A 5,717-nucleotide genomic window follows, 5' to 3' on the forward strand; every position below is an offset into this window, starting at 1 on the left:
TCTAAATAGAAGCCTAGCAATGTCCTACTCTCACATGGGAACTCCCACACTACCATCGGCGCTAACACGTTTCACTTCTGAGTTCGGAATGGGATCAGGTGGGGCCATGTCGCTATTGTCGCTAGACAAAAAGGGTACAATCTAAAAAGCTGTATCAATGAGACTTGTCTCAGTGATGTATAAATACGTTTGTCTTCTTTGTTACTTTTCTCTTATTCATCACTCATGTACGTGATGTTGCATATTCCTATGCAATACTACTATGTCAAACATCACACAACTTAAAACCACTTGGGTGTTGTATGGTTAAGCCTCACGGGTAATTAGTATTGGTTAGCTCAAGACCTCGCAGTCCTTACACACCCAACCTATCAACGTTGTAGTCTCCAACGACCCTTTAGGGAGCTTAAAGCTCCAGTGAGAACTCATCTCAAAGCCTGCTTCCCGCTTAGATGCTTTCAGCGGTTATCAGTTCCGAACGTAGCTACCGGGCAATGCTATTGGCATAACAACCCGAACACCAGCGGTTCGTCCACTCCGGTCCTCTCGTACTAGGAGCAGCCCTCTTCAATTCTCAAACGCCCACGGCAGATAGGGACCGAACTGTCTCACGACGTTCTAAACCCAGCTCGCGTACCACTTTAAATGGCGAACAGCCATACCCTTGGGACCGACTTCAGCCCCAGGATGTGATGAGCCGACATCGAGGTGCCAAACACCGCCGTCGATATGAACTCTTGGGCGGTATCAGCCTGTTATCCCCGGAGTACCTTTTATCCGTTGAGCGATGGCCCTTCCATACAGAACCACCGGATCACTATGACCTACTTTCGTACCTGCTCGACGTGTCTGTCTCGCAGTTAAGCTGGCTTATGCCATTGCACTAACCGTACGATGTCCGACCGTACTTAGCCAACCTTCGTGCTCCTCCGTTACTCTTTAGGAGGAGACCGCCCCAGTCAAACTACCCACCAGACAGTGTCCCCAAGCCCGATAAGGGCCCTAGGTTAGAACATCACGCATACAAGGGTGGTATTTCAAGGTAGACTCCACCACATCTAGCGACATGGTTTCATAGTCTCCCACCTATCCTACACATGTAGGAGCAATGTTCACTGTCAAGCTATAGTAAAGGTTCACGGGGTCTTTCCGTCTAGCCGCGGGTATACGGCATCTTAACCGCAATTTCAATTTCACTGAGTCTCGGGTGGAGACAGTGTGGCCATGATTACGCCATTCGTGCAGGTCGGAACTTACCCGACAAGGAATTTCGCTACCTTAGGACCGTTATAGTTACGGCCGCCGTTTACCGGGGCTTCGATCATGAGCTTCTCCGAAGATAACCCAATCAATTAACCTTCCGGCACCGGGCAGGCGTCACACCGTATACGTCATCTTTCGATTTTGCACAGTGCTGTGTTTTTAATAAACAGTTCCAGCCACCTGGTTACTTCGACTCTCCGATGCTTACTGAGCAAGTCATTCACATTAGAGAGCGTACCTTCTCCCGAAGTTACGGTACTATTTTGCCTAGTTCCTTCACCCGAGTTCTCTCAAGCGCCTTAGTATTCTCTACCTAACCACCTGTGTCGGTTTGGGGTACGGTTCCTATATATCTGAAGCTTAGAAGCTTTTCCTGGAAGCATGGCATCAATGACTTCAATTCCGTAGAATCTCGTCTCGTATCTCAGTGTTTAATGAAGTCCCGGATTTACCTAAGACAACCACCTACATACTTTCACACGGACTACCAACGCCGTGCTCACCTAGCCTACTCCGTCCCTCCTTCGCAATATATAGAAGTACAGAAATATTAATCTGTTTCCCATCGACTACGCGTTTCCGCCTCGCCTTAGGGGCCGACTTACCCTGCCCTGATTAACATGGGACAGGAAACCTTGGTCTTTCGGCGGGGGAGTTTTTCACTCCCCTTATCGTTACTCATGTCAGCATTCGCACTTCTGATACCTCCAGCAAGCTTTACAACTCACCTTCAACGGCTTACAGAACGCTCCCCTACCACTTGAACCTAAGTTCAAATCCGCAGCTTCGGTGACTAGTTTAGCCCCGTTACATCTTCCGCGCAGACCGACTCGACTAGTGAGCTATTACGCTTTCTTTAAAGGATGGCTGCTTCTAAGCCAACCTCCTAGCTGTCTATGCCTTTCCACATCGTTTCCCACTTAACTAGTACTTTGGGACCTTAGCTGGCGGTCTGGGTTGTTTCCCTCTTCACAACGGACGTTAGCACCCGTAGTGTGTCTCCCGCATATCACTCATTGGTATTCGGAGTTTGCAAAGGGTTGGTAAGTCGGGATGACCCCCTAGCCTTAACAGTGCTCTACCCCCAATGGTGTTCGTGCGAGGCTCTACCTAAATAGATTTCGGGGAGAACCAGCTATCTCCCGGCTTGATTAGCCTTTCACTCCGACCCACAAGTCATCACCGCATTTTTCAACATACGTGTGTTCGGTCCTCCAGTTGATGTTACTCAACCTTCAACCTGCCCATGGGTAGATCGCCGGGTTTCGGGTCTATACCCTGCAACTAAACGCGCAGTTAACACTCGCTTTCGCTACGGCTCCCCTATTCGGTTAACCTTGCTACAGAATATAAGTCGCTGACCCATTATACAAAAGGTACGCAATCACTAGACTAAATCTAGCTCTCACTGCTTGTACGTATGCGGTTTCAGGTTCTATTTCACTCCCCTCACAGGGGTTCTTTTCGCCTTTCCCTCACGGTACTGGTTCACTATCGGTCAGTTAGGAGTATTTAGCCTTGGAGGATGGTCCCCCCATGTTCAGTCAACGTTTCACGTGTGCCGACCTACTCGATTTCACTTAAAGGTAGTTTTTGTGTACGGGGCTATCACCCTGTATCGCTCTACTTTCCAGTAGATTCCACTAACACCCAATAAGCTTAAGGGCTGTTTCCCGTTCGCTCGCCGCTACTAAGGAAATCTCGGTTGATTTCTTTTCCTCGGGGTACTTAGATGTTTCAGTTCTCCCGGTTCGCCTCATTAAGCTATGTATTCACTTAATGATACCCAACTTACGTTGGGTGGGTTTCCCCATTCGGATATCTTTGGCTATAACGGTTTTTATCACCTCACCAAAGCTTTTCGCAGATTAACACGTCCTTCATCGCCTCTAACTGCCAAGGCATCCACCACATACGCTTAGTCACTTAACCATACAACCCCAAGTAGTTTCCGAAGAAGCTCATTAGTACACCGTGGAGACTAATCCACAGCAATTGTAAAGTCTGACATTTTCACGCACACAAAGTGTGTCTTGAATAAGAGTGGTAACAAATCTTACGATTTATTACCGGGTTGATTACGTTTCCGAGGAGGACCCGTAATCACCATCATTAATAGGCGATATTCCTATTAATAACAGCTTGGTATTTATAATTTATGAACAACAGCGCGACACCGTGTTCATCATATAAATACCGGTATTTATATCAGCTTTCCAGATTGTTAAAGAATTTGTCATTCGCACACATTCGGCGAAGACTTGGTTTAAAAAACCAAACTTAACTTATCAACTCTTGATAGTTTAAGTTTGGTCTCTTTCTTTAGTGAAGAAGTGGTGGAGCTAAGCAGGATCGAACTGCTGACCTCCTGCGTGCAAGGCAGGCGCTCTCCCAGCTGAGCTATAGCCCCGCAATGGGAAACACACTTTAAGTTAGAACGTAAATTGGTAGGTCTGGGCAGACTTGAACTGCCGACCTCACCCTTATCAGGGGTGCGCTCTAACCAGCTGAGCTACAGACCTATTTCTCTTTCAAGAATTTACGTCCGAAGCTAGCGTGTTTGGACTTCTTCTAATTTGTTATCATGTAATTTGTGTGAACACTCGTAGAACCGAGGTTCTCATTAAGCTGTTTTACTTCAAGATAAGGAGGTGATCCAACCCCAGGTTCCCCTAGGGTTACCTTGTTACGACTTCACCCCAGTCATGAATCACAAAGTGGTGACCGTCCTCCCCGAAAGGTTAAACTAGCCACTTCTTTTGCAACCCACTCCCATGGTGTGACGGGCGGTGTGTACAAGGCCCGGGAACGTATTCACCGTAGCATTCTGATCTACGATTACTAGCGATTCCGACTTCATGGAGTCGAGTTGCAGACTCCAATCCGGACTACGACAAGCTTTGTGGGATTCGCTCAACCTCGCGGTATTGCAGCCCTCTGTACTTGCCATTGTAGCACGTGTGTAGCCCATCCCGTAAGGGCCATGATGACTTGACGTCGTCCCCACCTTCCTCCGGTTTATCACCGGCAGTCTCCTTAGAGTTCCCGACATAACTCGCTGGCAAATAAGGATAGGGGTTGCGCTCGTTGCGGGACTTAACCCAACATTTCACAACACGAGCTGACGACAGCCATGCAGCACCTGTCACAGAGTTCCCGAAGGCACAAGTCTATCTCTAGTCTCTTCTCTGGATGTCAAGGGATGGTAAGGTTCTTCGCGTTGCATCGAATTAAACCACATGCTCCACCGCTTGTGCGGGCCCCCGTCAATTCATTTGAGTTTTAACCTTGCGGCCGTACTCCCCAGGCGGTCAACTTAGCGCGTTAGCTACGCCACCCACAGATCAAGTCTACAGACGGCTAGTTGACATCGTTTACGGCGTGGACTACCAGGGTATCTAATCCTGTTTGCTCCCCACGCTTTCGTGCCTCAGTGTCAGTCTTTGTCCAGGTAGCCGCCTTCGCCACTGATGTTCCTTCCAATCTCTACGCATTTCACCGCTACACTGGAAATTCCACTACCCTCTACAAAACTCTAGTTTGCCAGTTCAAAATGCAGTTCCCAGGTTGAGCCCAGGGCTTTCACATCTTGCTTAACAAACCACCTACGCACGCTTTACGCCCAGTAATTCCGATTAACGCTTGCACCCCTCGTATTACCGCGGCTGCTGGCACGAAGTTAGCCGGTGCTTCTTCTGCGAGTAACGTCACAGCTAGTGGCTATTAACCACTAACCTTTCCTCCTCGCTGAAAGTGCTTTACAACCCGAAGGCCTTCTTCACACACGCGGCATGGCTGCATCAGGCTTTCGCCCATTGTGCAATATTCCCCACTGCTGCCTCCCGTAGGAGTCTGGGCCGTGTCTCAGTCCCAGTGTGGCTGATCATCCTCTCAAACCAGCTAGAGATCGTCGCCTAGGTGAGCTCTTACCTCACCTACTAGCTAATCTCACTTGGGCTAATCAAATGGCGGGAGGTGCCGAAGCATCCCCCCCTTTGGTCCGTAGACGTTATGCGGTATTAGCAGTCGTTTCCAACTGTTGTCCCCCACCATAAGGCATATTCCCAAGCATTACTCACCCGTCCGCCGCTCGTCAGCAGATAGCAAGCTATCTCTGTTACCGCTCGACTTGCATGTGTTAAGCCTGCCGCCAGCGTTCAATCTGAGCCATGATCAAACTCTTCAATTAAAAATCGTTTGTGATGCTCACCTTAACTCACCGAAGTGAACCAAGAAAAGACATCTGCTCAATGAATTCTGTCGTGTTACTCAATCCCGACTAGGAACTAAGTAACTACATAAAACGTATTATTTAAACTCGAAAGTCTAAATGATACTTATTTTTGTGTGACATCATATTAAGCTGTTTTTTTGTTACCCGAAGGTAACTATGTAAAATCAACGTTAATGTGAGTGTCCACACAAATTGCATGATAACTAATTGTTAAAGAAAG

The 5,717-nt window shown here is 48.1% G+C and carries 2 tRNA genes and 3 rRNA genes; all 5 read right to left on the reverse strand.

Features of this window, described 5'->3' with window-relative positions:
* Window positions 1-11: 11 nt before the first annotated feature.
* The 5 genes from rrf to H4J46_RS16880 all read right to left on the reverse strand — a co-directional run bounded on the left by rrf (window position 12) and on the right by H4J46_RS16880 (window position 5,452).
* Window positions 12-126 (reverse strand): 5S ribosomal RNA (rrf, locus tag H4J46_RS16860).
* 176 nt (window positions 127-302) lie between these two features.
* Window positions 303-3,195, reverse strand: a 23S ribosomal RNA gene (locus H4J46_RS16865).
* 402 nt (window positions 3,196-3,597) lie between these two features.
* A tRNA-Ala gene (locus H4J46_RS16870) sits at window positions 3,598-3,673 on the reverse strand.
* Window positions 3,674-3,708: 35 nt separating this feature from the next.
* Window positions 3,709-3,785 (reverse strand) — tRNA-Ile (locus tag H4J46_RS16875).
* A gap of 122 nt (window positions 3,786-3,907) precedes the next feature.
* A 16S ribosomal RNA gene (locus tag H4J46_RS16880) occupies window positions 3,908-5,452 on the reverse strand.
* Together the 16S, 23S and 5S rRNA genes with 2 tRNA genes alongside form the textbook arrangement of a ribosomal RNA operon.
* Between the last annotated feature and the right edge of the window lie 265 nt (window positions 5,453-5,717).

The organism is Colwellia sp. MB02u-6 (genome assembly GCF_014077095.1).
Taxonomy (GTDB): domain Bacteria; phylum Pseudomonadota; class Gammaproteobacteria; order Enterobacterales; family Alteromonadaceae; genus Cognaticolwellia.